The organism is Rheinheimera sp. A13L, assembly GCF_000217935.1.
Lineage (GTDB): Bacteria > Pseudomonadota > Gammaproteobacteria > Enterobacterales > Alteromonadaceae > Pararheinheimera.
The window spans coordinates 296,170-322,602 of the sequence record NZ_AFHI01000001.1 but is presented as its reverse complement, the minus strand read 5'-3'; the positions used below and the strand labels follow the sequence as shown (position 1 = coordinate 322,602).

At 45.0% G+C, this 26,433-nt stretch carries 24 protein-coding genes and 1 pseudogene; 19 read left to right on the top strand and 6 right to left on the bottom strand.

The genetic code is table 11. The annotated features are described in order from the left end of the window. The first annotated feature begins 5 nt into the window (after nucleotides 1-5). Nucleotides 6-1,037, top strand: a complete 1,032-nt coding sequence (locus RHEIN_RS01305; RefSeq protein WP_008897163.1) for a virulence RhuM family protein — start codon at nucleotides 6-8, stop codon at nucleotides 1,035-1,037. 21 nt (nucleotides 1,038-1,058) lie between these two features. On the opposite strand, the gene RHEIN_RS01300 is transcribed toward RHEIN_RS01305, so the two are convergent. From RHEIN_RS01300 to RHEIN_RS01280, 5 genes are all read right to left on the bottom strand, one after another. After that, a complete protein-coding gene (locus RHEIN_RS01300; RefSeq protein ID WP_008897162.1) occupies nucleotides 1,059-2,249 on the bottom strand; it encodes a YbfB/YjiJ family MFS transporter in 1,191 nt (396 codons plus the stop codon). Between the two features lie 82 nt (nucleotides 2,250-2,331). Continuing rightward, nucleotides 2,332-3,123 carry a sulfite exporter TauE/SafE family protein gene (locus RHEIN_RS01295; protein WP_008897161.1) on the bottom strand — a complete coding sequence of 264 codons (792 nt, stop codon included), beginning with the start codon at nucleotides 3,121-3,123 and terminating at the stop codon, nucleotides 2,332-2,334. A 36-nt stretch (nucleotides 3,124-3,159) separates the two neighbouring features. Beyond that, nucleotides 3,160-3,651, bottom strand: a complete 492-nt coding sequence (locus tag RHEIN_RS01290; RefSeq protein WP_008897160.1) for a YbhB/YbcL family Raf kinase inhibitor-like protein — start codon at nucleotides 3,649-3,651, stop codon at nucleotides 3,160-3,162. Nucleotides 3,652-3,758: 107 nt separating this feature from the next. After that, a complete protein-coding gene (gene trxC, locus RHEIN_RS01285; RefSeq protein WP_008897159.1) occupies nucleotides 3,759-4,181 on the bottom strand; it encodes a thioredoxin TrxC in 423 nt (140 codons plus the stop codon). A gap of 113 nt (nucleotides 4,182-4,294) precedes the next feature. Beyond that, nucleotides 4,295-6,130, bottom strand: coding sequence for a DEAD/DEAH box helicase (locus RHEIN_RS01280; RefSeq protein WP_008897158.1), 1,836 nt, complete (start codon nucleotides 6,128-6,130; stop codon nucleotides 4,295-4,297). Between the two features lie 165 nt (nucleotides 6,131-6,295). On the opposite strand from RHEIN_RS01280, the gene mioC reads away from it, so the two are divergent. The 15 genes and pseudogenes from mioC to RHEIN_RS20595 all read left to right on the top strand — a co-directional run bounded on the left by mioC (nucleotide 6,296) and on the right by RHEIN_RS20595 (nucleotide 19,774). Beyond that, on the top strand, nucleotides 6,296-6,733 hold the full coding sequence (gene mioC / locus RHEIN_RS01275) for an FMN-binding protein MioC (protein ID WP_008897157.1): 438 nt from the start codon (nucleotides 6,296-6,298) through the stop codon (nucleotides 6,731-6,733). Nucleotides 6,734-7,266: 533 nt separating this feature from the next. Continuing rightward, nucleotides 7,267-9,156, top strand: coding sequence for a tRNA uridine-5-carboxymethylaminomethyl(34) synthesis enzyme MnmG (mnmG, locus tag RHEIN_RS01270; protein ID WP_008897156.1), 1,890 nt, complete (start codon nucleotides 7,267-7,269; stop codon nucleotides 9,154-9,156). 14 nt (nucleotides 9,157-9,170) lie between these two features. Next, on the top strand, nucleotides 9,171-9,788 hold the full coding sequence (gene rsmG / locus RHEIN_RS01265; RefSeq protein ID WP_008897155.1) for a 16S rRNA (guanine(527)-N(7))-methyltransferase RsmG: 618 nt from the start codon (nucleotides 9,171-9,173) through the stop codon (nucleotides 9,786-9,788). A gap of 27 nt (nucleotides 9,789-9,815) precedes the next feature. Beyond that, nucleotides 9,816-10,610 (top strand): ParA family protein, encoded by a 795-nt coding sequence (locus tag RHEIN_RS01260; protein ID WP_008897154.1) that lies wholly within the window; start codon nucleotides 9,816-9,818, stop codon nucleotides 10,608-10,610. Nucleotides 10,611-10,632: 22 nt separating this feature from the next. Continuing rightward, nucleotides 10,633-11,526, top strand: a complete 894-nt coding sequence (locus RHEIN_RS01255) for a ParB/RepB/Spo0J family partition protein (RefSeq protein WP_008897153.1) — start codon at nucleotides 10,633-10,635, stop codon at nucleotides 11,524-11,526. Between the two features lie 108 nt (nucleotides 11,527-11,634). Beyond that, on the top strand, nucleotides 11,635-12,030 hold the full coding sequence (locus RHEIN_RS20225) for an ATP synthase subunit I (RefSeq protein ID WP_139056377.1): 396 nt from the start codon (nucleotides 11,635-11,637) through the stop codon (nucleotides 12,028-12,030). 15 nt (nucleotides 12,031-12,045) lie between these two features. After that, nucleotides 12,046-12,906 (top strand): F0F1 ATP synthase subunit A, encoded by an 861-nt coding sequence (gene atpB, locus RHEIN_RS01245; protein ID WP_008897151.1) that lies wholly within the window; start codon nucleotides 12,046-12,048, stop codon nucleotides 12,904-12,906. A 44-nt stretch (nucleotides 12,907-12,950) separates the two neighbouring features. After that, the gene (atpE, locus tag RHEIN_RS01240; protein ID WP_004335261.1) at nucleotides 12,951-13,184 is read left to right on the top strand and encodes a F0F1 ATP synthase subunit C; all 234 of its coding nucleotides are present in this window, start codon (nucleotides 12,951-12,953) and stop codon (nucleotides 13,182-13,184) included. Between the two features lie 51 nt (nucleotides 13,185-13,235). Continuing rightward, a complete protein-coding gene (gene atpF / locus RHEIN_RS01235; protein ID WP_008897150.1) occupies nucleotides 13,236-13,706 on the top strand; it encodes a F0F1 ATP synthase subunit B in 471 nt (156 codons plus the stop codon). A 12-nt stretch (nucleotides 13,707-13,718) separates the two neighbouring features. After that, a complete protein-coding gene (gene atpH, locus RHEIN_RS01230; protein WP_008897149.1) occupies nucleotides 13,719-14,252 on the top strand; it encodes a F0F1 ATP synthase subunit delta in 534 nt (177 codons plus the stop codon). Between the two features lie 14 nt (nucleotides 14,253-14,266). Beyond that, the gene (gene atpA / locus RHEIN_RS01225; protein WP_008897148.1) at nucleotides 14,267-15,808 is read left to right on the top strand and encodes a F0F1 ATP synthase subunit alpha; all 1,542 of its coding nucleotides are present in this window, start codon (nucleotides 14,267-14,269) and stop codon (nucleotides 15,806-15,808) included. A gap of 54 nt (nucleotides 15,809-15,862) precedes the next feature. Continuing rightward, entirely contained in the window at nucleotides 15,863-16,723 is an 861-nt protein-coding gene (atpG, locus tag RHEIN_RS01220) for a F0F1 ATP synthase subunit gamma (protein WP_008897147.1), read from the top strand. Nucleotides 16,724-16,754: 31 nt separating this feature from the next. Beyond that, complete coding sequence (atpD, locus tag RHEIN_RS01215; RefSeq protein ID WP_008897146.1) at nucleotides 16,755-18,140, top strand: F0F1 ATP synthase subunit beta; 1,386 nt, start codon at nucleotides 16,755-16,757, stop codon at nucleotides 18,138-18,140. 25 nt (nucleotides 18,141-18,165) lie between these two features. Further along, the gene (locus RHEIN_RS01210; RefSeq protein ID WP_008897145.1) at nucleotides 18,166-18,582 is read left to right on the top strand and encodes a F0F1 ATP synthase subunit epsilon; all 417 of its coding nucleotides are present in this window, start codon (nucleotides 18,166-18,168) and stop codon (nucleotides 18,580-18,582) included. Nucleotides 18,583-18,688: 106 nt separating this feature from the next. Then, nucleotides 18,689-19,774 (top strand): annotated as a pseudogene (locus RHEIN_RS20595) (IS3 family transposase). Nucleotides 19,775-19,891: 117 nt separating this feature from the next. Here the strand turns inward: RHEIN_RS20595 and RHEIN_RS01195 are convergent. Further along, a complete protein-coding gene (locus tag RHEIN_RS01195) occupies nucleotides 19,892-21,103 on the bottom strand; it encodes a glycosyltransferase (RefSeq protein ID WP_008897141.1) in 1,212 nt (403 codons plus the stop codon). 424 nt (nucleotides 21,104-21,527) lie between these two features. Here RHEIN_RS01195 and RHEIN_RS01190 point away from each other — a divergent pair, with 424 nt between their 5' ends. From RHEIN_RS01190 to RHEIN_RS01180, 3 genes are all read left to right on the top strand, one after another. Further along, on the top strand, nucleotides 21,528-23,111 hold the full coding sequence (locus RHEIN_RS01190; protein WP_008897140.1) for a radical SAM/SPASM domain-containing protein: 1,584 nt from the start codon (nucleotides 21,528-21,530) through the stop codon (nucleotides 23,109-23,111). 176 nt (nucleotides 23,112-23,287) lie between these two features. Then, the gene (locus RHEIN_RS21010) at nucleotides 23,288-23,458 is read left to right on the top strand and encodes a hypothetical protein (RefSeq protein ID WP_008897139.1); all 171 of its coding nucleotides are present in this window, start codon (nucleotides 23,288-23,290) and stop codon (nucleotides 23,456-23,458) included. A gap of 355 nt (nucleotides 23,459-23,813) precedes the next feature. After that, nucleotides 23,814-26,237: an alpha/beta hydrolase family protein gene (locus RHEIN_RS01180; protein WP_008897138.1), complete on the top strand. Its 2,424-nt coding sequence runs from the start codon at nucleotides 23,814-23,816 to the stop codon at nucleotides 26,235-26,237. Nucleotides 26,238-26,433: the final 196 nt, after the last annotated feature.

Genomic DNA, 26,433 nt, shown 5'->3' with positions numbered 1-26,433 from the left:
ACGGTATGACGACTAAGCTTATCCGTAACAGTACAGCTGAATTTCTTATATTCACTGGACAGTCTGGTAAACAGAGTATTGAAGCACGTTATGAAGATAACAGTATTTGGTTAAGCCAGAAGCTTATGGCTCAGCTATTCGAAGTTCAGCCACAGAATATTACTCAACATCTGAAGAACATTTATGCCGATGGTGAACTTACAGAGAAAGCAACTTGTAAAGAACTCTTACAAGTTCAAACAGAGGGAAGCAGGCAGGTAAGCCGTAAGCAAAAATTCTACAACCTGGACGCTATTATCTCCGTTGGCTATAGGGTTAACTCGCTTCGTGCAACCCAGTTTCGTCAATGGGCAACCCAAGTGCTGCGAGAGTTTTCCATTAAAGGTTATGTCATTGACAAAGAACGCATGGAAAACGGTAGTTACCTTGGGGAAGACTACTTTGAGCGTTTGTTGGAAGAAATTCGTGAAATCCGCCTGTCGGAACGGCGGTTTTACCAGAAGATTACCGACATTTATGCATCCAGTATCGATTACAACAAGGATGCACCAACCACCAAACAATTTTTTGCCACAGTACAAAATAAACTGCATTTTGCTATTCATGGTCATACAGCGGCTGAGTTGATCAAAGAACGAGCCGATAGCAATCAACCTCATATGGGGTTAACCCACTGGGCTAAAGCACCTCAAGGTAAAATCCTGAAAACAGATATTGACGTGGCAAAAAACTATCTTCGTCAGGACGAATTGCAGTCTTTGGGCCGAATAGTCAACGCCTATCTTGATTTGGCTGAAGAAAGAGCCAGACGAAAAATACCTATGACCATGGAAGACTGGTCCAAAAGGTTGGACTCATTTTTAGAATTTGATGACCGTGAAGTACTGAAAGATAGCGGTTCAATTAGTGCAGCTCTTGCAAAACAACATGCGGAATCGGAGTTTGAGAAGTATAGAGTTGTTCAGGATCAGCTGTTTGAAAGCGACTTTGATAAAATGATTAGTAAAGTGCAACACGAGAAGCCACACAAGAAGTAACACTTTGCCAGATAAACCAAATCAGTCTTTTCCACCCCGCATGGCCAGATGATCGCTGGCTGTGCGGCGGATTAGCAGCGTCAGTACTCCCGCCCCAGATAAAGTAATAGCGCTTGCCAGTAGTAAACCAGAATCAAAACTTCCGCTTTGTTTGGCTAAATAGCCACTGATAGCCGGAGCCAGCACTTGCGCTGTGCCATAACAAAGGGTCATCTTGCCCATCAGTTGAGCTGGTTTTTCCGGTAGTAAGCGCCCTGCCATCGTCAGCATTAAGCTGACACAGCCAACAAAACTGATACCAAATAAAAAGGCACTGAAGAATAACACCAGGCTCTGACTCCAGAGCACTGGTAATACAATAGCCAAAGCGTTTAATAGCAAAGCCCAACGTAAACTGACTAAATAACCTGAACCTCGTGCGACACGATCCCAGAGTATCGCTGCTGGTGCCGCTCCAACACCTAAAGCAAAAAATGCCCAGTTACCAAAACCAGTCAGTTCGGCATTTTGACTCGCCATAGCAACAATAAAAGTGATAGTGACGACATAACCATACCCGGCGCAAAAATACATTAAAAATAAAGGCCAGAGGAAACTACGGGGCAAAGCTAAAGGTGTTGTAGCTACATTGTTGGTGGATAACGGCAGCTGTGGAGCTGGCAGCCAGCGCCAGGCCGGAACTATCAGTAGCAATCCGAACACGCCTAAAGCCAGCCATTGTTGATCCCAGCTCAAAGTGACAGCACTAAAGAGTTCCACCAATAAAGCGACCAAGGCGATGCCTAAACCCAGACCTGCAAAATGTAACCCCAGTTCAGCTTTAGCACCACGCGCGGCCAGCTGCTGCAAAATAAGGCCTGAGGCTAATAACATCGAAGCCGCTGAACTTAAACCTGCCAGAAAGCGCCACAAGCCCCAAAACAGCGGATCTGAACTATAAGCTGTGGCTAGTGTGCTTAGCACCGCAAAAACTAAACCAATACGGTAGGCATAAAATTTCCATTGCCAGTCTTTTAGCCGCACTGCCAACAAAGCACCGACAAAATACCCCAGGTAATTTACGGCAGCTAAATAACCAGCTAAAGCTTCAGTAAGACCAGCACCGGACATTAAAGGAATAAGCGGAGTGTAAGCAAAACGCGCTATGCCCAGACACAAGAGTTGACTAAAAAAACCAGCCAACAGGATGCGGCGGGCCACTGGATCAGACATAAATATCCTTATTTTTAACATCCGCACTTTTAAACCAGACTGGCATGCAACACAAAGTAAAGCTATAGGCGAATAGTCTCAACTAAAAAGACAGCAGCATCTTCAGTGCTATCAGCAACAACACGCAGGCAAATATCTTCTTTAACAAAGCAGCAGGCACTTTGGTGGCCAACTGCACACCAAGCGGAGCAGCCACCACAGAACCTATACTCATTCCGAGTACAGCTGGCCAATACACAGCCCCTATCAGATCCGGATGATTGGCCGGAGCTGCTTGCAGCATATAAGAGATGGCGCCAAACACTGTCACAGGAAAACCAACAGCCACTGAACTGGCCACAGCTTTGGGCATCGCCATAAAACGGCCTAAAAATGGCACCATCAATACACCGCCACCAGCACCTATAAAACTACCTGTGGCTCCAACTACTGCGGGAAGCCAGCGTAAAACTCTGTCAGAGGGAGGATTTTGCAGCTGGGTAGTTTTTGTCGACGGCTTTAACATAGAAAAAGCAACATACAACAAAAAAGCAGCAAAGATAGATTGCAGCCATAAAGCGGGCAAGCGGGTGACCAGCAAGGAACCTGCAACAACACCAAACAGACTGGCCGGTAACATCAATCGGATCAACCCCCAGTTAATAGTGCCTTTTTGCTGATGCACTCTAAGTGAGGAGATAGAGCCGATTGCAGCAATCAGCATCGAACTGCCAAGGGCTATAACAGGGGCAACTTCAGCGCTAAAACCTAAAGACGGCAGCATAAAAGTTAAAAATGGCACAGTCACCAGTGCCATTCCTACACCTATCAGGCCCAACAATAATCCGCCTGCCACACCTGCAAAAATAAATAACGTCAGTACCCACAGATCCATAGTATTTTTGCTCGCAGGCTTAGATCAAAACTCTGATTAACGAGCGTAAGTAGCAGTTAAAGTGGTTTTGCCAATAGCTGTAGCATTCAGCATAAAACCTACCACTGCAGCGCTGGCACCATCAGGAACAGCTAACGTCGCTTCCGGTAAAGCCCAGACCGTAAACTGATAACGATGCATACCATGGCCTTCAGGCGGGCAAGCACCACCAAATTCTTTAATGCCATAGTCATTATTAAATGAACGGCTGCCTTTAGGTAATTGACCATTGCCAGCGCCCTGAGCCAATGAAGTGACAGTGGCCGGAATATCCAGAACCAGCCAGTGCCAGAAACCTGAACCTGTAGGTGCATCCGGATCAAACACCGTAATAGCAAAACTCTGAGTGCCAGCTGGCGCATTCTGCCAGTTCAGTGCTGGCGACAAATTTGGGCCATCACAACCAAAACCATTAAATTCAAAGGTCTTTGCCATAAAATGGCCTTCGCTGATGTCAGGGCTTGTCAGCTGAAATACACTAGATGTCATGGTGTTTCCTTAGATTTGACTCAATACAAAGCGGGAAATAGGGCATCAGTCTGAACTTTGCTGCCAGGCAAATCCAGACTTTTGCGACCAACTTAATCCGCAGCACTTTAACTATGCTGTTGTAACCACTGATAAAACATCTGTTTTGGCATAGCACCGGATTGCTGCGCAATCAGCTTGCCCGCTTTAAACAACATCAAAGTGGGAATGGAGCGAATTTGAAACTGTGCTGCCAGCTGTTGTTGCTGCTCCGTATTTACTTTGGCAAAACGAAATTGCGGCTCTAACTCAACTGCGGCCTGATTAAATACAGGTGCAAAGTTCAGGCAAGGCGCACACCAACTGGCCCAAAAATCCACCACCACAGGCAATTCTGACTTTTGGATCTGATTAACAAAGTTCTGCTGGGTTAGCTCTATGGGTTTTCCGGCAAAAAGCGCGTCTTTGCACTGGCCGCATTTGGGATGATCGGCAAACTTTTCCGGCTGAACCCGGTTTAAGGTTGAACACTGAGGACAGGCAATAATCATAACTGGCTCCATAGTTGGCTATTGAAGCTAAATATGGGCACTGGAGAGTTTTTCATAGGGGCAGAAACAAGAAACCCGACTTTCGTCGGGTCCTTAATTTAATAAGTCAGAGATTAATCTCTTGGCTTACGTGGTGCACGTGGAGCTGCGCCTGGACGCGGGCCTGAGCCTGTCTCAGTACGTTCACGACGTGGTGCTGAGCCTGGAGCTGAACCAGAGGTTGAACCACCAGCTGTTGAGCCAGTATCCACACTGATATTCAGTTTCTGCTTACGCACATAGACCTTTTTCAGGTGCTGCATAGTTTCAGCCGGGATATTGGCTGGTAATTCTACAGTACTGAAATGATCAAACAGCTTGATGTTACCAATGAACTGGCTGTCGATGTTGGCTTCGTTGGCGATAGCACCCACTATGTCACCAGCGCGTACGCCATGCTCTTTACCCACTTCAATGCGATAATTGGTGTAATCACCTTTTAACTCACGACGTTGACGTGGTGGACGATCACCGCCACGCTCAGGACGGTCACCTGAACGCTCTGGTCTGTCACCGCGGGAAAATTTGTCACGGCCTGAAGACGGAGCACGATCATCACGGTCACGGCTATGCGGTTCACGGATTTCCGGGAACTGGTTAGCTACGTTTAACGGAGAATCTTTCTGCGCCAGATACAATAAGGCAGCGGCCATATCAGTATCAGTAGTTTCTAACTTTTCACGCCAGTCGTTCACCAGATCCTGGAAGAAACTTAAGTTTTTCGCTTCAATGGTCTGAGCCAACTGAGCACGGAAAGACTCGATACGACGTTGTTCGATCACCTGACCTGTTGGCAGCGACATTTTTTCAATCGGCTGACGGGTTGCATGTTCGATAGTGCGTAATAAACGACGCTCACGTGGTGATACAAACAGGATAGCTTTACCATCACGACCAGCACGGCCAGTACGACCTATACGGTGTACATAAGCTTCGCTATCGTATGGAATGTCATAGTTAATAACCAGACTGATGCGTTCTACGTCCAAACCACGGGCAGCAACGTCTGTTGCTACTATCACGTCCAACTGATCCGATTTTAAACGACGGATAGTCAGTTCGCGGTGAGCCTGGTTCATATCGCCGTTTAAGCAGGCAACTGCATAACCACGGGCACCCAGTTTTTCAGCAATTTCTTCAGTCGCACTTTTGGTACGAACGAAAATGATGCTTGCATCATATTCTTCGCCTTCCAGAATACGGGTTAACGCATCCAGCTTCTGATTATTGTCCAGCATCACATAACGCTGTTGAATACGTTCAACAGTCGAAGTTTTTGATTCGATTTTCACTTCATGAGCATTTTTCAAATGCTTCTGAGCAATAGCGCGGATCTGATTTGGCATAGTTGCAGAGAACATAGCAACCTGACGGCCTGGCGGAGTAGCATCCATGATAGTTTGCACATCATCGATAAAACCCATACGCAACATTTCGTCGGCTTCGTCCAGTACTATGGCACGCAGTTTATCCAGCACTAAAGTGCCACGATCCAGGTGATCCATGATACGGCCTGGCGTACCAACAATAACCTGAGAACCACGTTTCAGTGCTTTTAACTGAGTAGTGTAATTTTGACCGCCGTATAAAGGCAGAACATGGAAAGCTGGCATATAACGGGCATAAGCCTGGAATGCTTCTGCGACCTGTATAGCCAGTTCGCGGGTTGGAGCCAACACTAAAATTTGTGGATCATTTTGGGCCGGATCTAAACGGGCTAATAAAGGCAGTGCAAATGCAGCTGTTTTACCTGTACCTGTTTGGGCTTGGCCTAGCAAGTCTTCACCAGCTAATAACTTAGGAATAGCCGCTTCCTGAATTGGAGACGGATGTTCATAACCAAGTTCTAAAACTGCACGAAGAATAGGTTCCGGCAGCGCTAGCTGGGAAAAAGACATGGACTCGGACATATATTGTATAAACCTCAATAACACGCAGGCGAACGGTTTGTGCTATCGTAGATTTACTGAGCCTGCTTTGCAGTAAAAATACCCAAAAAGGTGCAAGAAGCATTCGCTTTGCACGTTTTAATTCCAGTAGTATAGCCAATCATTTCACTGACAATAGGATGCAGTATGATTGAGATCCTTGTGGGCAGCCAAATGGGCGCTGCGGAATATGCAGCAGAACAAGTAGCTGAAACTTTGGAAAAAGCGGGTTATGAAGTAAAACTTCATCTCACCCCTGATTTAACACTGATAACCAGACATAGTATCTGGTTAGTCGTCACTTCGACGTATGGCGCAGGGGATCTGCCCGATAATATCCAACCTTTTGTGGATCAATTAGCACAAGATCAAACAGATCTTACCACAGTTTCGTACGCAGTGATCACTTTAGGTGATTCGAGTTACGATACTTTTTGTCTGGCTGGTAAAAAAATCTCTGACTTATTTGGCTCTTTAGGCGGCAGATTATTGTTACCAGGATTAGATATCGATGTTTTAACGGCTGAACTGCCTGAAGATCAAGCTTTAGTCTGGTTGCCTGAATTTATCAAAAGCCTGCCTTAAACCGCTCTTAGTTATACAGAACAGGATCTTTTACTGTTATTCACTCAAAGGCCCGTCAGCAAAGGGCCTTTTCTCTTTATAACCTGATCATGATCCACTGCTATATAGAGAGGATCATACTTATGATCCAGTTACACATGGTTATCCACAGTTTTAGCTAAATTTAATATCAAATGTGTATAAGTGTAGTTATAACTTATGTAAAAGCTGAAGTTATCCTCTGTGTAACAAATCAGGTTTTATGCCCTGTGTATAAAAGTGCTAGTTAAACACCGCTTGTTCGACTCAGGATCTTGTGTTGATCACAGGATCCGATCCTTCTTAACTGATTGATCTTCAAAACAGATCAAGGGTTACCCACAGAAAAGGCGCTGTATAGTAGTAAACATAATAAAAAGATCTCTTTAAAGATCCTTATATATTATTAGTGATCCTTCGAGGATCGTGATCGAGTTTTAATCGTTTCCCTATGCCTCAGATCCAGTTACAATACGCGCCCTTTTTACAGAACTGGTTTTGAGTTCGAGGCCTATATGCTTTATCAGGAAACATTTGATGTCATCGTTGTTGGTGGTGGTCACGCCGGCACTGAGGCTGCGCTTGCTGCGGCCCGCATGGGAATGCAAACTTTATTGCTGACTCACAACGTTGAGACTTTGGGTCAGATGTCCTGTAATCCAGCCATTGGCGGCATTGGTAAAGGCCATCTGGTGAAAGAAATTGATGCCCTGGGTGGTGTCATGGCCAAGGCGACGGATCGTGCCGGGATCCAATTCAGAACTTTAAACAGTTCTAAAGGCCCTGCCGTACGTGCAACCCGTGCTCAGGCTGACCGTCAGCTCTATCGTGCAGCTGTACGTTTAGTACTTGAAAACCAGCCAAATCTGAAGATCTTTCAGCAAGCCTGTGATGATTTGATCGTTGAAAACGATCAGGTCTGTGGTGTAGTGACCCAAATGGGTTTGAAATTTAAAGCTAAATCAGTGGTGCTGACAGTAGGAACTTTCCTTGGTGGCCAGATCCATATTGGTTTAGAAAATTACAGCGGTGGCCGTGCTGGTGATCCGCCATCCATAGCTCTGGCACGACGTTTACGTGAATTGCCTTTCCGTGTAGGCCGTTTAAAAACAGGTACTCCACCCCGTATTGATGCCCGAACTGTTGATTTTTCAGTGATGCAGGCACAGCCAGGTGATAACCCTACTCCGGTATTTTCGTTTATGGGATCACACAAGGATCAACCCACTCAGATCCCTTGTTACATCACTTACACCAACGAACAAACGCACGATATTATTCGTAACGGTTTAGACAGATCCCCCATGTACACTGGCGTGATTGAAGGCATTGGTCCACGTTATTGCCCTTCGATTGAAGATAAGATCACTCGTTTTGCTGACAAAGATAAACATCAGATCTTTATTGAACCTGAAGGTTTAACCACACACGAGCTGTATCCAAACGGGATATCTACCAGCTTGCCTTTTGATGTGCAGTTAAACCTGGTTCGTTCAATCAAAGGTTTGGAAAATGCTCATATCACCCGCCCTGGTTATGCCATCGAATATGACTTTTTTGATCCACGGGACTTAAAAACTTCGCTGGAAACTAAATTTATCAAAGGTTTGTTTTTTGCAGGCCAAATCAATGGAACCACAGGCTACGAAGAAGCAGGTGCTCAGGGTTTAATGGCTGGCATGAACGCTGCGCTGTCTGCTCAGGACAAAGACTCCTGGACACCAAGCCGTGATCAGGCCTATGTCGGTGTATTGATTGACGACTTGACCACTATGGGTACCAAAGAGCCGTACCGCATGTTCACCAGCCGCGCTGAATATCGTCTGATGTTACGTGAAGACAACGCCGATATTCGTTTAACTGCCAAAGGCCGTGAATTGGGTTTAGTCGACGACGATCGCTGGGCTGCGTTTAACCTGAAAATTGAACAAATTGAACTGGAACGTCAGCGTTTAAAACAGCAATGGATCCACCCACAACACGCAGCTTTGGCTGAAGTAAACCTGTTGGTGAAAACGCCGCTGAGCAAAGAAGCCAGTCTGGAAGAGTTGATCCGTCGTCCTGAAGTGAATTACCAGGATCTGATGAAAATTGATCTGGTAGGCCCTGGGTTAGCCGATCCTGCAGCTGCAGAACAAGTTGAGATTCAAATCAAATACGAAGGTTATATCAATCGCCAGCAGGATGAGATTTCCAAACAGGAACGTAATGAAAATACCCGTTTGCCTGCAGGCTTTGATTACAAAGTGGTGAAAGGTTTATCCAACGAAGTGATACTGAAACTGAATCAGGTGCAACCTGAAACTATGGGTCAGGCTTCGCGTATTTCAGGCATCACGCCTGCCGCTATTTCGTTATTGCTGGTTTACCTGAAAAAACAGGGTTTACTGCGCAAATCTGCTTAAGCATTGGGATCATCATGCTGGAAAAATTAAAAAAGCTGGTCGCACAGACCAGCTTAGTTTTATCTGAACACCAACTGCAGCAACTGGTGGCTTATGTCCAGCTGCTGGATAAATGGAACAGTGCTTACAACCTGACCTCAGTGCGTGATCCGGAAGAAATGCTGGTGAAACACATTATGGACAGTTTAGCTGTGGCACCTTTTGTCGCCGGAAAACGTATTATTGACGTAGGCACTGGTCCTGGCTTACCTGGTATTCCACTGGCCATAGCTCTGCCAGACAAGCAATTTTACCTGTTGGATAGTCTTGGCAAACGCATTCGCTTTTTAAATCATGTCAAATTGCAGCTGAAACTACAGAACTTTGAAGCTATTCAGAGTCGGGTTGAAGATCATCAACCGGAAACAGGGTATGATGCGGTGCTGAGCCGGGCTTTTGCGTCTATGACCGATATGGTGAACTGGTGTAAGCATTTATCAGGGGCTGATGGCCAGTTTTTAGCCATGAAAGGCGCTTTGGTTCAAGAAGAAATTGCAGCTTTGCCGAATTTTGTTAAAGTTGTCGGCAGTCATCCGTTACAGGTGCCAACACTGAACGCCGAACGTTATCTGGTGGTGTTGGAGAAAGTCTAATTTAATTAAATTCTTATTGGGGTCCTTGTGGGAAAAGTCATAGCTATTGCAAACCAGAAAGGTGGTGTGGGCAAAACAACCACAGCGGTCAATCTGGCTGCCTCTATGGCTGCAACCAAACGCAAGGTGCTGCTGATTGACTTAGACCCTCAGGGCAATGCAACTATGGGCAGCGGCGTCGACAAGTACGCCGTACACGCCAGTGCTTATGAGTTACTGGTAGAAGAAAAACCTTTTGCCGAAGTCGTAGTGAAAGAAACAGCCGGTGGTTATCACCTGATTGCAGCCAATTCAGATGTCACAGCTGCTGAAGTGCGTTTACTGAACGTATTTGCCCGCGAACTGCGCTTACGTAATGCGTTAAAAGATGCCCGCCAGCATTATGATTTTATTTTTATTGATTGCCCGCCAGCGCTGAACATGCTGACGGTGAATGCGATGGCCGCCGCCGATTCTGTGCTGGTGCCTATGCAATGTGAATACTATGCGCTGGAAGGCTTAACCGCACTGATGGACACCATCAATCAGCTAACGTCTGTGGTGAATGCCGATCTGAAAATTGAAGGTATTTTGCGTACTATGTACGACCCGCGAAACCGTCTGGCCAATGATGTGTCTGAACAGCTGAAGCAACATTTTGGCGATAAAGTCTACCGTGCTGTAATCCCACGTAATGTACGACTGGCGGAAGCGCCAAGTTTTGGCACTCCGGTGATGTATTACGACAAAGGTTCAACAGGGGCCAAAGCTTATCTGGCATTAGCTGGCGAAATTTTACGCCGTGCTGATAAAAAAACGGTAAAAACCTCCACTCCCGCCTAATTGACAAGGAATACAACTGAAGATGTCGGTAAAAAAACGTGGCTTAGGCCGGGGCTTAGACGCTTTACTCACTACTAAACCTGTGTCTGATCAACAGAATGACGCCAACTTTTCTTCAGCCCAACGCAGTGAATTGCAAAAACTGCCGATTGAATGGCTCAAGCCAGGCAAATACCAGCCGCGTAAAGATATGTCGCAGGATGCGCTGGAAGATTTAGCCAGTTCCATTCGTTCTCAAGGCATTATTCAGCCGATAGTGGTTCGCCAGGTGGGCGAAGAGTCTTTTGAGATCATCGCTGGTGAGCGGCGCTGGCGTGCAAGCCAACTTGCACAACTGGATGTTATTCCTTGTCTTATCAAAGATGTACCTGACGAAGCAGCCGTTGCTATTGCCTTGATTGAAAACATTCAGCGTGAAGATCTGAATGCAATGGAAGAAGCCATTGCTTTGCAGCGTTTGTTGTCCGAATTTGAACTGACACATCAGCAGGTGGCTGATGCTGTGGGTAAATCCCGCGCCAGTGTCACCAACTTATTACGTTTGAACCAGCTAAATGACGATGTGAAGTTATTGCTCGAGCATGGTGATATTGAAATGGGCCATGCCCGTGCTTTATTAGCTTTAGATGGTCTTGCACAATCGGATGCTGCCCGTATAGTGGCTGCAAAACAAATGACTGTGCGGGACACTGAGAATCTGGTGCGTCGACTACTTGAACCAGCTCCTGAAGTGGCTCCTAAAGTAAAAGATCCGGATGTCAGTTCGCTGGAGCAACGTTTAAGTGAACGTTTTGCTGCCCCTGTTGAGATTAATTACAACAAAAAGGGCAAAGGCAATCTGGTGATTTCATACAGCAGTTTAGATGAGCTGGAAGGCATATTGAGCAAATTGCAGACTCAGGATTCTGAATCCTAAGCTGTAATTTTTCACTATCTCAGACAAAAAATAGAGTAAGCCCGCTTTTTCTTGCAAAAAAAAGGCAGATAAGTATACTTGCGACGGCATTTTAACCGTGGTTTACAGATGGTTCAGACTGAACAAATTACAGTGGCTTCACACGAACAGAACAAGAAGCAAGCCTATAAATTTGTTATTTTTCAGCTGGCTCTGACTTTTTTGATCGCCGCCTGTTTCTTTTATTTTGGCGAGCTCGAAGCAAAATCAGCCTTAAAAGGCGGACTTATTGCTGTTATTGCTAATGTAGTATTTGTTTTTTTATCGTTTAAAGTGGATGCATCACAAAATCAAGAATTGGCCCGGCAGATGATGCAAAAGGCCGTATCCCTGAAAACGATGATCAGTATTTTATTATTTGCAGCTGTTTTAAGCGGTTCGGCTATTGAAGCCGCACCTTTTTTGTTGACCTACTCTATCGTAGTGATGCTGCAGTTTTGTACGGGTTTCTTTTTTAAACATTAACTATTGGGACTAAAAATGGCAGCAGGCGAAGAGATTACTCTCACCGGTCATATTCAGCACCACCTTACTAATGCAAAAATGTGTACTGTCGATGGCAGTGTCGCGTTTAATAAAGCATGTAGTGAGGCTGGCTTCTGGACATGGCACATTGATACCTTGGCATGGTCTATTGGTTTAGGTTTGCTTTTTTTGTTTGTATTCAAAAGAGCAGCCAGTAAAGCCACTGTGGGCGTACCAGGTAAATTCCAGTGTTTTATCGAAATGGTTGTTGAATTTGTAGCCAACAACGTGAAAGACACTTACCACGGCAAAAGCAAACTTATTGCTCCTTTGGCCCTGACGATTTTCGTTTGGGTGTTCTTGATGAACCTGATGGACTTAATCCCTGTTGATTTCCTTCCTGCATTTGCCGGTTATGTCGGTGAAGCTGGTTTTGGCGTCAACTCACATGATGTGTACATGAAAATTGTACCAACCACAGATATCAATCTGACTGCAGCTCTGGCTATTGGCGTATTTTTACTGATGATTGGTTACTCCATCAGAATTAAAGGTGTGACAGGTTTTATTAAAGAATTAACTCTGCACCCTTTCCACGCTTCAAATGTGTTCGTGCAAGCCTTATTGGTACCGTTCAACCTGTTATTAGAACTGATTGCTTTAGTGGCCAAGCCATTCTCGCTGGCACTGCGTCTGTTCGGTAACCTGTATGCCGGCGAGCTGATCTTTATTCTGATCGGTGCTGTTGGTCTGATGCAGTTACCACTGCACTTTATCTGGGCTGTATTCCACATCCTGGTTATCGTGTTACAAGCTTTCGTATTTATGATGCTGACCATTGTTTATCTGAGCATGGCCAGTGCTGACAATCACTAGAAGATTTCGCTTTAACTTTAACAATTGAAACTTTGGAGAAAAAAATGGAACTAGTATTAGGTTTAAAATATATCGCTGTTGCTCTGTTGATCGGTTTCGGTGCTATCGGCACTGCAATTGGTTTCGGTAACATGGGTGGTAAGTTCTTAGAAGCTTGTGCCCGTCAGCCAGAGTTAGCTCCTTCACTGCAAGTTAAAATGTTTATCCTTGCAGGTCTGATCGATGCGGTAGCGATGATCGGTGTTGGTATTGCGATGGTGTTGTTGTTCGTTCTGTAATTCAAAACACACGTTTTTTAATGAACAACAACTTTAATAGGAGGAGGGGTCATGGATCTTAATGCCACTCTACTCGGGGAATTAATAGCCTTCGCAGTGTTCGTGCTGTTCTGCATGAAGTTTGTATGGCCACCATTGATTGGTGCTATAGAAACTCGTCAGCAAAAAATTGCTGACGGTTTAGCAGCCTCTGACCGCGCTGAACAAGACTTACGTCTGGTTCAGGACAAGGTTAAGCAGCAATTAGCTGAAGCCAAAACACAGGCTTCTGCGTTAATTGATCAAGCTAAAAAGCGTGAACAACAAATTATTGATGAAGCTTCTGTGAAAGCTCAGTCTGAGCGCGAGAAAATCCTTGCTCAGGCTAAAGCCGAAATTGACGCTGAACGTATTAAAGCCAGAGAAGAATTGCGCAAGCAGGTTGCAGTGTTAGCTGTAGCTGGTGCTGAACGAATTCTTCAGCGTTCTATTGATGCAGCTGCACACAGCGACATCCTGGAAAAACTGGTCGCAGAACTTTAATGAGGGTGAGCCATGTCTAAACTGACTATCGTTGCTCGTCCTTATGCTAAAGCAGCCTTTGACGTTGCTGTAGAACAAAAAGCATTGGATTCGTGGGCTACTATGTTGTTTTTCGCAGCTGAAGTTGCAAAAACCACTGAAGTAGCTTCACGGTTACACGCTTTAGGTTCTTCAGAAAAGCAAGCTGACTTTTTTATCAAAGTATGCGCAGAACAGCTGAATAGTTCGGGCCAAAACCTGATCCGGATCATGGCTGAAAACCACCGTTTGGTAGCTTTGCCTGAAGTCTTCGACGCCTTTATTCAGTTAAAAGCTGAATATGAAAAAGAAGCCACTGTAGAAGTGGTTTCCGCGACCGAATTAGACGCAGCTCAGCAAGCCAAACTGGTTGAAGCTTTATCGCAACGTTTAGCACGTAAAGTAAAATTGAACTGCAGTGTAGATCCGGCCGTCGTTGGCGGTATGGTTATCAAATCCGGTGATATGGTTATTGATGGCTCGGTTCGTGGCAAATTACATCGTTTAGCTACTGCACTGCAGTCATAATTGGGGATTAGAGCATGCAACTGAATTCCACTGAAATTTCTGAACTGATCAAAAAACGTATTGAGCAGTTTGAGGTTGTCAGTGAAGCTCGCAACGAAGGTACTATAGTCGCTGTTACAGACGGTATTATTCGTATCAATGGCCTTGCTGATTGTATGCAGGGTGAGATGATTGAGCTTCCAGGCAACCGTTACGCTATCGCATTAAACCTTGAGCGCGACTCAGTAGGTGCTGTAGTTATGGGTCCATATGCGGACCTGCGTGAAGGTACAAAAGTTAAATCTACTGGCCGTATCCTTGAAGTACCAGTTGGCCCAGGCTTATTAGGCCGTGTGGTAAACACTTTAGGTGAACCAATCGACGGTAAAGGCCCAATCGATGCTGCTGGTTTTGCACCAGTAGAAAAAATCGCTCCGGGCGTTATCGATCGTCGTTCAGTAGACCAACCTCTGCAAACTGGTTACAAGTCAGTTGACTCCATGATCCCAATCGGTCGTGGTCAGCGTGAATTGTTAATCGGTGACCGTCAGACAGGTAAAACGGCTTTAGCCATCGATGCCATCATCAACCAGAAATCTTCTGGCGTGAAATGTATCTATGTAGCTATAGGCCAAAAAGCTTCTACTATCGCTAACGTAGTACGTAAACTGGAAGAGCATAACGCTCTGGCCCACACTATCGTTGTGGTAGCTTCAGCTTCTGAAGCCGCTGCACTGCAGTTCCTGGCGCCATACTCTGGTTGTACTATGGGTGAATACTTCCGTGACCGCGGTGAAGATGCACTGATCGTATACGATGACTTGTCTAAACAAGCCGTTGCTTACCGTCAAATCTCTCTGTTGTTACGTCGTCCACCAGGCCGTGAAGCTTACCCAGGTGACGTATTCTATCTCCACAGCCGTCTGTTAGAGCGCGCATCTCGTGTAAACGAGCATTATGTTGAGCGTTTAACCAACGGTGAAGTGAAAGGCAAAACTGGTTCTTTAACTGCACTGCCAATTATCGAAACTCAGGCTGGCGACGTTTCTGCGTTCGTTCCAACCAACGTAATTTCGATCACTGACGGTCAGATCTTCTTAGAATCTGGTTTATTCAACGCCGGTATCCGTCCAGCTGTAAACGCTGGTATCTCGGTATCCCGTGTTGGTGGTGCTGCTCAAACAAAAATCATCAAAAAGCTGGGTGGCGGTATCCGTTTAGCCTTAGCTCAGTACTCAGAACTGGCGGCATTCGCTCAGTTCGCATCTGACCTGGATGACGCGACTCGTGCGCAGTTAGACCACGGCCAGAAAGTTACTGAACTGATGAAACAGTTACAATACGCGCCAATGGGCGTTGCTGACATGGGTGTGTCTATTTTCGCTATCGAAAAAGGCTACATGAAAGACATCGAAGTTGCCAAAATCCTTGATTTTGAAGCCGCTTTAATTGCTTACATGCACTCAGAGCACGCAGACTTTATGGCTGATCTGAACAAAACCGGTAACTACAACGACCAAATCGAAGCGACATTAAAAGGCGCTATTGAGAAGTTTAAAGCAACTCAGACTTGGTAAACATATCGGGTGTGGGCAACCGCACCCGGTCGTTGAAACTTTCGGAGATTAGTCATGGCCGGCGCAAAAGAGATAAAAAGTAAGATCGGGAGTATTAATAATACTCGTAAGATCACCAGCGCAATGGAAAAGGTAGCAGTCAGCAAAATGCGCAGAGCGCAAGAGCGGGTTGCACATAGCCGTCCATACGCTGAAGGTATGCGCAAAGTGATCGGCAATATCGCAAACGGCAGCATCGAATACCGTCATCCGTATTTAACGGAACGTCCGGTAAAAAATGTTGGCTACATCGTGATATCGACAGACCGTGGCCTTTGCGGCGGCTTAAATACCAATGAGTTCAAACGTATTGCTCTGGACATGAAAAGCTGGAAAGAGCAGGGAGCCCAGGCTCAGATTGCGGTGATCGGCAACAAAGCTACAGCGTTTTTTAAACGTTTTGGCGGTAAAGTGCTGGCACAACAAGCTGGAGCTGGTGACACCCCACGTTTGGCTGATGTGATTGGTTCGGTCCGCGTAATGCTGAACGCATACGAGGAAGGCCGTATCGACCGCTTGTTCCTGGTGTACAACAAGTTTGTAAATACCATGAAACAAGAGCCAGTGATCGAACAACTCTTACCTTTGCCAAAAGCAGACGTAGCAGCGAAAAGCCATAGCTGGGATTACATTTACGAACCGGATCCAAAGGTGATTTTAGATAAATTACTGGACCGTTACGTAGAGTCTCAGGTGTACCAGGGTGTAGTTGAAAACGGCGCCAGCGAACAAGCTGCCCGTATGGTTGCGATGAAAGCCGCAACAGACAACGCTGGTAGCTTAATGGATGACCTGAAGTTGGTTTACAACAAAGCACGTCAAGCAGCTATTACCCAGGAACTGAGCGAAATCGTCGGTGGGGCCGCTGCTGTTTAAGGCTAAGGTTACAGAAATTAGAGGATTAAACATGAGTCAAGGTAAGGTAGTCCAAATCATTGGCGCCGTTGTGGATATCGACTTTCCACAAGAATCGGTACCTGGTATCTATGACGCGTTAAACGTAACAAGCGGCGACCTGGCTGGTTTAGTACTTGAAGTACAACAGCAATTGGGCGGCGGTACTGTTCGTACTATCGCGTTAGGTTCAACTGACGGTTTACGTCGTGGCGCTGAAGTGGCTAACACTGGCAAAGCCATCCACGTACCAGTAGGTAAAGCGACTTTAGGTCGTATCATGAACGTGTTAGGCGAGCCAATCGACGAAGCAGGCCCAATCGGTGAAGATGAGCGTATGCCTATCCACCGTGCAGCGCCAAGCTACGAAGATCAAGCCGCTTCAAACGCTCTGTTAGAAACAGGCATCAAGGTTATCGACCTGGTATGTCCGTTTGCTAAAGGCGGTAAAGTTGGTCTGTTCGGTGGTGCCGGTGTTGGTAAAACTGTAAACATGATGGAACTGATCCGTAACATCGCAATCGAGCACAGTGGTTACTCTGTATTCGCCGGTGTTGGTGAGCGTACTCGTGAAGGTAACGACTTCTATCACGAAATGAACGATTCAAACGTACTGGACAAAGTATCACTGGTGTATGGCCAGATGAACGAGCCGCCAGGCAACCGTTTACGTGTAGCTTTAACAGGTCTGACTATGGCCGAGAAGTTCCGTGACGAAGGCCGTGACGTTCTGTTCTTCGTGGACAACATCTACCGTTACACTCTGGCCGGTACTGAAGTATCAGCTCTGTTAGGCCGTATGCCATCTGCAGTAGGTTACCAGCCAACGCTGGCCGAAGAGATGGGTGTACTGCAAGAGCGTATCACTTCAACTAAAACTGGTTCTATCACATCTGTACAAGCGGTTTACGTACCAGCGGACGACTTAACTGACCCGTCACCAGCTACTACGTTCTCTCACTTAGATGCGACAGTTGTATTGTCTCGTAACATCGCTTCACTGGGTATCTACCCGGCAATCGATCCACTGGACTCTACTTCACGTCAGCTGGATCCGTTAGTGATAGGTAAAGAACACTACGATACAGCCCGTGGCGTGCAGTCAGTGCTGCAACGTTACAAAGAATTAAAAGACATCATCGCCATCTTAGGTATGGACGAGTTGTCTGATGAAGACAGAACTGTGGTTTACCGTGCACGTAAAATCCAGCGTTTCCTGTCTCAGCCATTCTTCGTTGCTGAAGTATTCACTGGTTCACCAGGTAAATACGTTCCGTTGAAAGAAACTATCCGTGGTTTCAAAGGCATTCTGGACGGTGAGTTCGATCACATGCCAGAACAAGCCTTCTACATGGTTGGTTCTATCGACGAAGCCATCGAAAAAGCGAAGAAGCTGTAATCAACTGCAGCTTTAGGAGAGCGAAATGGCAATGACAGTACAACTGGATGTGGTAAGCGCCGAAGAACGGATTTTTTCTGGTCTGGTGGAATCCATTCAGGTAACAGGCAGTGAAGGTGAGCTGGGTATTTTACCTGGTCACATTCCGCTTCTTACTGGAATCAAGCCTGGTATGGTTCGTATCATCAAACAATTTGGCGAAGAGCATCTGATTTATGTTGCTGGTGGTGTGCTGGAAGTTCAGCCTCACAGCATCACAGTGCTTGCCGACATTGCGGTACGGGCTGAAGATCTGGATGAGCAGGCTGCATTAGCCTCTCAGAAACGTGCAGAAGAAGCGATGCAACATGCAGGCGCAGACTTCAACTACGCAGAAGCGGCAGCTCAATTGGCTGAAGCTATTGCCCAGTTACGTTTAATTCAGAAACTTCGCAAAAAATAAGCGGATTACTGCATGCAAAAAAGCCACCTTAGGGTGGCTTTTTTTATGCGAATTGACCCGTCCTAAATAACGTTGACACTTTTTATGCTTAAATGTGGAGAGTGTCATGAATTCAATAGTTAAGCGTTCACAGAAAGATTATTCCCTTGCCTTCAAATTGGCGGTTGTTGAGCAAGTCGAAAAAGGCGAACTGACTTACAAACAGGCGCAAGACAGCTATGGTATTCAAGGCCGTAGCACTGTGTTGGTTTGGCTTCGTAAGTGGGGTAAATTAGATTGGAGTTTAGCGTCATCGCCATTTCATTCGCTGGGCATCCCATGTCAGATCCTTCACCTTTAACTCCAGAGCAGCGAATTAAAAAGTTAGAACAACAACTTGCAGACACCAAGCAACGAGCTGAGTTCTTTGAAGCTGTAGTAGAAGTATTAAAACGCGATGAACGTGTTGCCGCGGCTGAATATCAAGTGCTTGAATTCGTTCGGGCTGAGCGGATGTTACAGCCTCGGATTGGCGCACGCAAATTGCAGTATTTACTGCAGCAACACCATCACATTCAAATTGGTCGCGACAAACTATTGGACTTACTCAAAGACCATCGTTTGCTCGTGTCAACACAACGCGCCTATCACAAGACGACCCAAAGCCATCATCGCTTTCGCTGCCATCCCAATTTGCTTAAAACGGGGCCGGAAAAAAATCACACCAACGGGACCAGAGCAGTTGTGGGTTGCGGATATCACCTACTTACCAACAGCGTGTGGCGAAGCCTATCTGAGTTTAATTACCGATGCGTGGTCGAGGAAAATTATGGGCTATCACGTCCATGACAACCACCGGACAGACAGTGTGATGCAGGCGTATCGACAAGCACTCAAGCACCGACGTTTGAAACAACAGCCGCTGGTGCATCATTCAGACCGCGGCATCCAGTACTGTCCGTCAGCTTATCAGGCCCTGCACGCACGTTATGACGTAACGTGTTCAATGACGGATGGTTATGATTGCTATCAAAATGCCTTAGCAGAGCGGATGAATGGCATCCTTAAAAACGAGTATCTGCTGGCCAAGCCTGCAATTATTGAACAAGCAACGAAAATGGTCGACGAATCTGTAAATGTCTACAATAGTCGTCGCCTTCATCTTGCTCTAAAATACAAAACGCCCGATGAAGTTCATCGGGTGTTTTACTGAAATAAGGGGCAGCTTATTTCAGGACTAGTCAGAAACTAACTAGTGAGCAAAGCCATCAGTACATCGCTAACTATTGAAATTATCGCATCACAGTGCACTCCTGGGGAGTGTTGATATTCATAGTGTCAGTGGTGAAGGAATGTATAGATCACCAGACAAGCGCATTGCTGTTGATTTTATTAATCCAGAGCGGTAAGAATCCCCTTTGTAAAGGCCAAATTCATCACTCATTTGTATACAGGCGCCCCTGAATTTTTGCTCCTTTATAATGCGCTCAACCGTTTCAAAGATTTGTTGCTCATTATAAGAGTCTTCATTAAAAACAGTTGCCACTCCAATTTTTTCACAATAAAACGAGTTGTCTACTGTTTCTCCTCCGCTAGGAAACAAAAGCATGGGGATGGCATTTTCAAGAGCGGCAAGTACTGAAGTTGTATGCCCAGCTGATATAAATAAGCTTGCATGAGTAACTACAGCTCTGAGTGGTATATGATTAGCAAGAAAAAAGTTGTCTGGTACTTCTCCGACAAAGCCATCCATTCTGTTTACATCAGCTATCACTAAATAGTCAGAAGTGCCAAATATAGACTTGATCAAACCCCAGAACCCCTTCATATAGAATGTTCGTCCTTGATTTACATACAATACTTTTCGATCTCTATTCTTAGTAAGGTTAAGCCAATTTTCTAACATTTCTTCTGTGTCAGTCACTGTTTCCGGTTCCCATATACAAGACCCAAAGGGAAGGGTTTTTTCAGGTATACCCCCTATTTTATGCATTAGGCCGGGAACGCTTCTTTGAAGCATCAAATCACCCGTAAAAGGAATACAAGCTAAATCTTGGTTCACTTTTTGGAAACCAAGACTCGCTCTTGATTTCATATAAGTATTAAACATATCGGTGGTACGCCACTTACAGTGGTCATGAACCTTTTTAGGGAGACCAAATATATTTACATCGTTGATCCATAGATATGAAAAAAAACCAAGAGTAACAACTCGAAGATTATATCTTTCAGCCGCTAAAATGGTGCCGAAAGATAAAGGAGATGTTATCACTAAGTTATAGCTAGAATTTGAAACTGCATATTCAACATACTTGATCTGGTTTGAAATATCCTCAAGATCACCAAAGCGTTTAATTAAAAATGCATCTTTATTTTCTTTATCATGTTCTATCCATTGCATTCCTTGTTCAAGAACAATATTTTTAATATTTCTGCTACCAATAAAATGAACGTCATATCCTAGTCGTTTGAAGCTATTCGCCAGTCCTATCATAGGGTAAAGAAACCCAAAACTATCAAAAGTACAAATAAGAATTTTCATGGCGACTCCGGATTGTTTCTGGTACGTAGACATAAATATCAGTCTAACCAACTATTCCAAAGTCGAAACCTGTAGAAAGTAGCAGGTAACGCAGTTTTCTAACGCTATAACTTAAATCCGTAGCGATCAGCTTTTCACCATCACTTTTTCTAATTGTCGACGCGATAGGATAGAAAATGGGCGAAATCAATGGAACCTGGAGGCACTGAAGATCAACCTGTCATATCTTGCAGGTTGACGATCAACCGGAAACCTATAAATCTTGTGGCTAAAGGAACATTGTATTGGCCATATGGAATTTTGCATGTTGCTATATGGGGTAATTAAAAGGGAATAATATAGCGACGTTCAAGACAAAGTGACTTGTTTAGTAAGCAACAAATTTTATCTGTCTTGTATTAAAAATTGTTCAAGTAGGTGCAGCATGGAAAATGTTATTCAGATTTTTAGATTATCTGACCAAAACGATCAGCCGGTGGATGGTGCGGTTTTAAGGGAGCAGCCTTCATATGGTCCATCATTGAGTGCTCATCGAACAAGCCAATACACGATTTATGTCGACTTACCGGATAACGATGAGGCTATGGTCCTTGTTCATGGTTATCTGGGGCATAGAATATTGGTATCAAAAAAGGTGGCTGCATACCTAAGGAAGCTTGAACTTAAGCGCCCACCTCGACCGCTATACGGAGAGTGGCAAGATGATTTTGATTTCCAGGGTGAGCCAGAGAAGCCGACAGACGAAACATTTCAACAGCTTGTGCACTATGGCTTTTTAACAAAAAGAACAAGTGATGAAGAGTTGGCCTTTTTTAAACGTTATGTGGAAGTGAAACGGCGTAAATCATCTATGAATATGCCTCGTTACCTTTTTATGCCCACCTATGATTGCAATTTACGCTGCCCATATTGCTTTCAGGATCACATGAGAAAAGAGCCGAGTTTTAAAAAATTTCTGAAGTTGATGGATAAAGAAACGGTAGACCGTATCTTTGCCAATATGCCACTCATCGAAGAAAAGCACGGGTTTGAGTTGTCTGAAGAAAGGCAACACAGGCATATCTCGTTTTTTGGTGGGGAGCCTCTTTTAAAAGCGAACCGAGACATCATCAGTTACATTATGGATAAAGCGAAAACGCTGAGCTCGGCTAGCTTCTCAGCAACAAGCAACGGCACTGAACTTGAGTTTTACCATGATCTGTTAGGTAAGGATGGTATCAGCGAAATTCAGATTACTTTAGATGGTAAACCTGAAGAACATGATAAAAGACGGATCTATCCGGATGGTTCGGGAAGTTTCAGAAAAATTGCCAGTAATATTGACTTGGCCTTGTCAAAAGGGGTTTTTATTAATGTTCGTGTCAATGTTGACTACGGAAACATTAATGATTTACCTGAGCTATCTTCTTTCATTCACTCTAAAAAATGGCATGAAAAAGCCAATTTTGGAGCTTACCTTGCGCCTATACATGCTCTTAATGACAGCACTGATAAGAATCAATGTATGACTACATTAAAGCTAAATAAAGAAATGGAGACTATGCGTGTTCAGCATCCGCAGACCAAATTGTTTTCTGTTGATGGTGACAAAATGAGAAATCAGGCCATAGGTATATTTAAAAACCCAGAGAAAGCTGCCTCAGGTATTAAGACTAATTACTGTGCTGCACATGACAGAATGTATCTTTTTGATGCACTTGCAGACATTTATGCCTGCTGGGAAAAAACTGGAGATAAAAACATTCGAATTGGTACTGTAGATAAATATGCCGGATTAATGTTTTTCAATGATCAGGAGAACAATTGGCGCTCAAGAAGTGTCGTGTCAAATCCTGTTTGTTCACAATGTCGTTATGCTCTGCATTGTGGGGGCGGATGTGCTGTGTATGCTTCAGAGAAAACCGGCACACTGCATTCTAACTATTGTGATGGATACGGAAAAAGATTTAGAGCCAGTGTGGCAGAGGCATATATAAAAACCAGAGAAGATATGCTGGTTGTTTCTTAATGTTTTTGCATGACACAAACAATCCTATAACAAAATCTGACTCAGTTAAAAACGCAGATAGTTTTCTGAGTCATTGTTAAACATCTTGTTGTAACGACAAGTCGCAGAGTTTCTGCGGAAAATGGTCCAACTGGTTTAATAGAAAACCATGTATTAATTCATTTATGAGGTTAAATATGACTGAGTTTAAAGATCTGACTAAAAAGAAAGCTTCTGCTACTCCAGATGAGGTTTCGCCGGAGTTGCTGGATGAGATATCAGGTGGCACGAATCCAGAGCAAGCAGACGATTCAGAATGTATCGGTTTCGCCTGTGGTAGCTATAAGGAGAACCAGAAGATTGAGTAAGGCCTTTTGCTGGAAAATCTGAATTCGGAATAGGCTGCGCCACTGAATTCGCATCTTTTTGTACCTCTCTATGTTGCTTTGTCTGGCTATAGCTTGGCTGTGACTAGACAAAGCACCTGCAGGTCCTAAAACATTTGCGTATATGGTTTGCTGTCAAACAGATTCATTGTGCCTCCTGGTTCAGGTGAACGAGGCAGAGTGCGAGTAGCCCTGCCTTGTTCAATGATGAATGTCTGAGTCCTTTGAATCAGTAACGCATAAATAAACCAGGGTCCAAGCTGACTCATAACCAGAACTGGTATCAATTGAACTACTTTAGACGTGGAGATAAAGACCTGCGTTGTTGGAGGCATAAATGTCACTTAGATGGCCTGATGTGCAGATGACTATCCGCTACATTTTGTTTTTATGTTTTGCCCTCAGTATATTGCCTCTAACAGCACAAGAAGAGGCTGACCAGGCATCAGGTCAATTGTCATTTGATTACCAGCGCCTGATGAAAAGTGTAGGACCGGATTTTATGCGGTTATCGCCGGATCGGCAGTGGCTTGTTCTGGCAAATGGTAACAAATACCCATCCCTTCACGAGGACAGTAATTCGGAGCGAATAGAGTTCTTAGGGCGTGAGTTTTATCTGGCTCGACCTTTGGAAGTCAGCAATACTCGAATCGACACAGTAAAACTAATTCATATCAGTACTGGTCATAGTAAAGACCTGTCACTGCCAGAGCGCACAGTCCGTGATGTGCGTTGGGCTCCCGACTCTGAAAGCTTTGCTTTAATTGGCGTAAGTGACAAAGTGCTGGATATCTGGCGCTTTCATATATCTCAGCAAAAGCTTGAACCCTGGTCGGATATTGGGGTGTCAGGACAATTAGATTCTCCTTCCATCGTATGGATGCCTGATAGCCAGAGCATCATTCTGCGGCACAGTCGCATGCTTTCTATCAATGCTGCAAAACCTCCTGCTGCTACGCTACAAAGTTCAGATAATCTGTCAGTTCAGACTCGGATCTATAGAAATACACTTGATACGGAGTTAGCCCGGCGGAATTTTAAAGCTTTGCTGCGTCAACAAGCTGTTCTGCTGCATAAAAATGGTGAAGTACGGCCTTTGACGTCAGAGCTTTTATTAGAGGCCATCAGTGTTTCCCCGGATGGGCGGTATCTGCTGGTCCAGCATCTTGCGGACGAAGTACAGCCTGGGATCCGCATCAATAGGTTGGCTCGGGAGTATCAGGTTGTCGATATTTTAACCGGAGAGGTAAAAGCAGTCTTACCAAAGCTGCAGACGGATCGACAGCGGGCAAGGGATCCAGATGCTGCCGCCGAAGGCGCTCGTCTTGTGCAGTGGCGACCGGATCTGCCTGCTACAGTGATTTGGGTGGAGAGCGTTGAACCGCAGGGCCATAGAGTTGACGCCAGATATCGTGATGCCTTGATGTCTTTTGATGCACCATTTACAAAACGAGCAACAGAACTTTTTAAAACAAGCTGGCGTTTACATCAATTCTATCTGACAAAGGAAGGCCGGCTTGTGTATAGCGATTTTCATGCAGGTCAAAAGCAGCTCAGGTACTGGAGTGTGCAACTGAGCACAGCAGAGCAGAAAGAAAGTCTGTTAACTCAGTACGATTATACCAAAGGGGCTGAATTTCCCGGAGAGCTGCTTACCCAGTTGCTGCCAGATGGGAGAATTGAACTCATCAGTAATCAACGACAGGAGGTGTATTTTCAAGCAGAGGGGCAGCACCGCTGGGGGGATGGGGTTTACTTGGTCAGGCAAGGCAGAAAAGCGTCTGAACAGAGCGTTGCTTTTAAAAACGATAGTGCTGATCAACAAAGAACACCTGTTTATCTCAGGATAGTGGGTGAGAAAGAATGGCTGATGCTTGCCAGCGAGACGTCTCAGAGAGCCCCCTTTTTGCAAATACACCATAACAACAACGACGAAAAACCTTTATATGATTGGCATTCCGATGATCTGCTTTCATTACCACAGCCTGTGTTACTGGAATTTAAACGTGGCGATGGTGTGCAGCTGTACAGCCAGCTGTATCTGCCGAAAAAGCAGAATGATGAGTTATTACCCGCTGTGATTTGGCTGTACCCTCGCGAGTATCATAGTCATCAGCAACAAGTAAAACCATCACAACACCTTGGATTTCAGCTGTTTGATCCGCAAGGACCTGAGATTGCACTATTAGATGGCTATGCCGTTGTGGATGCTAGTCAGATCCCTATAGTTCGCCAAGACGGACAAGAACCAAATGATACTTTTATGCAGCAGCAGCAACTTAATATGTCGTCTTTGATTAATACTCTGGAACAAACGGGCCGTATTGATACTACCCGGCTGGTACTGATGGGACACTCTTATGGTGCTTTTAGTGTTTTAAGCTTACTGACAGAACGTACTGATTTTCGCTGTGCAATAGCACGAAGTGGTGCTTACAATCGATCACTGACCCCTTTGGGTTTTCAGGGCGAAAAACGAACCTTGTGGCAGGTACCTGATTTGTATCAGCAACTATCCCCATTTTTCCATGCGGACAAGATAAAAACCCCTGTATTGCTGATCCACGGTTTGGCTGATGAAAACCCTGGTACAGCTCCATTACAATCTGAAATGATGTTTCAGGCATTACAAGCCCATCAGGTACCTGCCCAATTGTTATTACTGAATAAAGAACGACATGCCTACAGTTACAGAGAGAGCATCCAACAAATGCTTGAGGCTCAGTCGACTTGGCTGCGGCAGTGTGCACAAGTGAACTAACCCGTACTCTGCAAGACAACAGCAACGCCTCTGCCTTGCTCTGTTTAACTGCCGTTTTCTAAGCTATATGGCAAACAGCCTTAAAGGATGTAAAACTCCGCACATAAACTAAATTTTTACAAGTTTACCTACTACGGATAATTACCTTGCCCTGTAAGTTTTTACAGACAATAATGCCATTAGGTTTTTTGTGGCT

What these genes read in the sequence shown, in the direction of transcription:
- RHEIN_RS01305 (WP_008897163.1), top strand. Translation starts at nt 6, where the DNA reads ATGACGACTAAGCTTATCCGTAACAGTACAGCTGAATTTCTTATATTC.
- RHEIN_RS01300 (WP_008897162.1), bottom strand. Translation starts at nt 2,249, where the DNA reads ATGTCTGATCCAGTGGCCCGCCGCATCCTGTTGGCTGGTTTTTTTAGT.
- RHEIN_RS01295 (WP_008897161.1), bottom strand. Translation starts at nt 3,123, where the DNA reads ATGGATCTGTGGGTACTGACGTTATTTATTTTTGCAGGTGTGGCAGGC.
- RHEIN_RS01290 (WP_008897160.1), bottom strand. Translation starts at nt 3,651, where the DNA reads ATGACATCTAGTGTATTTCAGCTGACAAGCCCTGACATCAGCGAAGGC.
- trxC (WP_008897159.1), bottom strand. Translation starts at nt 4,181, where the DNA reads ATGATTATTGCCTGTCCTCAGTGTTCAACCTTAAACCGGGTTCAGCCG.
- RHEIN_RS01280 (WP_008897158.1), bottom strand. Translation starts at nt 6,130, where the DNA reads ATGTCCGAGTCCATGTCTTTTTCCCAGCTAGCGCTGCCGGAACCTATT.
- mioC (WP_008897157.1), top strand. Translation starts at nt 6,296, where the DNA reads ATGATTGAGATCCTTGTGGGCAGCCAAATGGGCGCTGCGGAATATGCA.
- mnmG (WP_008897156.1), top strand. Translation starts at nt 7,267, where the DNA reads ATGCTTTATCAGGAAACATTTGATGTCATCGTTGTTGGTGGTGGTCAC.
- rsmG (WP_008897155.1), top strand. Translation starts at nt 9,171, where the DNA reads ATGCTGGAAAAATTAAAAAAGCTGGTCGCACAGACCAGCTTAGTTTTA.
- RHEIN_RS01255 (WP_008897153.1), top strand. Translation starts at nt 10,633, where the DNA reads ATGTCGGTAAAAAAACGTGGCTTAGGCCGGGGCTTAGACGCTTTACTC.
- RHEIN_RS20225 (WP_139056377.1), top strand. Translation starts at nt 11,635, where the DNA reads ATGGTTCAGACTGAACAAATTACAGTGGCTTCACACGAACAGAACAAG.
- atpB (WP_008897151.1), top strand. Translation starts at nt 12,046, where the DNA reads ATGGCAGCAGGCGAAGAGATTACTCTCACCGGTCATATTCAGCACCAC.
- atpE (WP_004335261.1), top strand. Translation starts at nt 12,951, where the DNA reads ATGGAACTAGTATTAGGTTTAAAATATATCGCTGTTGCTCTGTTGATC.
- atpF (WP_008897150.1), top strand. Translation starts at nt 13,236, where the DNA reads ATGGATCTTAATGCCACTCTACTCGGGGAATTAATAGCCTTCGCAGTG.
- atpH (WP_008897149.1), top strand. Translation starts at nt 13,719, where the DNA reads ATGTCTAAACTGACTATCGTTGCTCGTCCTTATGCTAAAGCAGCCTTT.
- atpA (WP_008897148.1), top strand. Translation starts at nt 14,267, where the DNA reads ATGCAACTGAATTCCACTGAAATTTCTGAACTGATCAAAAAACGTATT.
- atpG (WP_008897147.1), top strand. Translation starts at nt 15,863, where the DNA reads ATGGCCGGCGCAAAAGAGATAAAAAGTAAGATCGGGAGTATTAATAAT.
- atpD (WP_008897146.1), top strand. Translation starts at nt 16,755, where the DNA reads ATGAGTCAAGGTAAGGTAGTCCAAATCATTGGCGCCGTTGTGGATATC.
- RHEIN_RS01210 (WP_008897145.1), top strand. Translation starts at nt 18,166, where the DNA reads ATGGCAATGACAGTACAACTGGATGTGGTAAGCGCCGAAGAACGGATT.
- RHEIN_RS01195 (WP_008897141.1), bottom strand. Translation starts at nt 21,103, where the DNA reads ATGAAAATTCTTATTTGTACTTTTGATAGTTTTGGGTTTCTTTACCCT.
- RHEIN_RS01190 (WP_008897140.1), top strand. Translation starts at nt 21,528, where the DNA reads ATGGAAAATGTTATTCAGATTTTTAGATTATCTGACCAAAACGATCAG.
- RHEIN_RS21010 (WP_008897139.1), top strand. Translation starts at nt 23,288, where the DNA reads ATGACTGAGTTTAAAGATCTGACTAAAAAGAAAGCTTCTGCTACTCCA.
- RHEIN_RS01180 (WP_008897138.1), top strand. Translation starts at nt 23,814, where the DNA reads ATGTCACTTAGATGGCCTGATGTGCAGATGACTATCCGCTACATTTTG.